2 protein-coding genes are annotated in these 1967 nt (G+C 35.3%); both read left to right on the top strand.

The features are described 5' to 3' along the window. Nucleotides 1–15: 15 nt before the first annotated feature. Nucleotides 16–708 (top strand): spore germination protein, encoded by a 693-nt coding sequence (locus KI356_RS20340; RefSeq protein ID WP_000290474.1) that lies wholly within the window; start codon nucleotides 16–18, stop codon nucleotides 706–708. Continuing rightward, the gene (locus tag KI356_RS20335) at nucleotides 705–1859 is read left to right on the top strand and encodes a Ger(x)C family spore germination protein (RefSeq protein ID WP_000766211.1); all 1155 of its coding nucleotides are present in this window, start codon (nucleotides 705–707) and stop codon (nucleotides 1857–1859) included. The genes KI356_RS20340 and KI356_RS20335 overlap by 4 nt, the downstream gene beginning before the upstream one ends. Nucleotides 1860–1967: the final 108 nt, after the last annotated feature.

Genomic DNA, 1967 nt, shown 5'->3' with positions numbered 1-1967 from the left:
TAAGTTGATGGGCATGTGGCGGTACCCCTAATAAAAGCTGCAGAAGATTCCCACTTTAATTTTCTAACTGTATCATTTGCACGCTTTTATCGGTGGATAGGATTTCTTTTAGCTGTCTTCCTACCCGGATTTTGGATGGCATTACTTGCTTATCACCAAGATCAAATTCCTTTCCCTCTTCTTGCGACTGTGACTGTTGCAAGATCAGGTCTACCATTTCCAGCACCACTTGAGCTTATAATTGTTTTGTTCCTTTTTGAGATGTTCCGTGAAGCCGGTCAAAGATTACCCTCCCCCCTTGGTCAAACCCTTTCAGTGGTAGGCGGACTAATCATTGGGGATGCTGCAATCCGTTCGGGTTTTATCTCCCCTTCTGTCATTGTTATTACTGCTTTATCTGCTATTGCGGGATATACCTTAGTAAACCAAATATTAGCAGGAGCAGTATCCATACTCAGAGGGTTTGTACTATTATGTTCAATTTTGATGGGGTTATATGGATTTATGCTTGCCGGATTCGTAATCGTTCTTTATATCTCAAGATTACGTTCCTTTGGAATCCCTTACTTAGCTTTAGTTTTCCCAAAATCTAGTTCAGATTTTTTCAAGGGATTGTTTCGTTTACCGTGGAGAAGTTATAGACATAGAGTTGATTATCTCCGAACCAATGATAGTTCTAAAACGGACGAAGGAGAAGGAAAACAGTGAAGCTGCACAAAATAAAACTAATAATTATGATGCTTATCACTAGTGCAATGTTATCTGGATGTTGGAATATTAAAGAAGTTCAAGATATTTATTATGTTGCAGCTCTTGGTATAGATTTTAAAGAAGGAAAATATATAGCTTATGCTCAGTTACTTGACTTTTCTAACGTTGCTAAGTTAGAGGGGGCTAGACCTGATAAACAACCACCAGTGTGGATAGGAAGAGGTGAAGGTTTTACCATTACGGAAGCATTAAATCAATTATATAAGGATGCTCAACAAAGACTTTTTTGGGGACATGTATCTACAATAATATTAAGCGAAAGACTGCTCAGACAAGATATTAAAGACTCTATTGATTTTATTAATCGGTACCGAGAAATACGCTATAATATTCTCTTATACGCTACAAAGGAACCCATTGATGATATACTTAAAACAAAAGCCTTTTTTACATTATCGGGGTTGTCTACCATTCTCCATGAACCAAAGGAAAGGTATAAACAACGGTCTTACATACAACCTAAACAATTTTATCAATTTATTAGAGATAGTGATCCGATGGGGCAAACTGCTTATATCCCATCACTTAAAATTTCAACAGAAAATTGGAAAGAAGAATCCAAAAAAGCACCATTATTAAGAAATGATGGAGCGTTCTTTGTAAGGAATAATCGCCTAGAAGGATGGCTTTCTGAGACTGATTTAAACGGTCTAAGATGGATGGATGAAAAAAACGTTCGATCTCCTGTGTGGATTATTGAGAATGATAGCGCTGTTGTTTCCGTAGTGATAGAGAAACCTAAGATTACAATTTCCCCTATTATGAGTAGTAAGCCCATACTTTTTAATATTCGAGTTGAAGTTCAAGCTGGAATAAATGAGAAGATCAAGGAAATTAGTGATAAAGAGTTGATTACAAAAACTGAAGATATTATCAAATTAGAAATTCTAAAATCCTTTGAAAAAGGAATAGAAATAAATGCAGATATCTACAAATTAGGTGAATCATTATACCGTCAGAATCCAAGAAAATGGAAAGAAGAAGTAAAAACAGACTCGTTTTACTTAAATGAACACAGTATAAAGAATTTAAAAGTTAAAGTTAATTTAGTTAACTCCGGAAAGTTGAAGTACCAAGATGGATCCTAATATTAATTCAAACGGTATTTATAGTTTTTTAAAAAGGCCTAAGCTCTTGCAACACCGAGAAATTAGGCTTTTTTATATTGAATTCCTTAACGTTGTAAATCCGCATTT

It is taken from the genome of Bacillus hominis, assembly GCF_018332515.1.
Classification (GTDB): domain Bacteria; phylum Bacillota; class Bacilli; order Bacillales; family Bacillaceae_G; genus Bacillus_A; species Bacillus_A hominis.
This window is presented reverse-complemented; position numbering and strand designations above follow the sequence as displayed.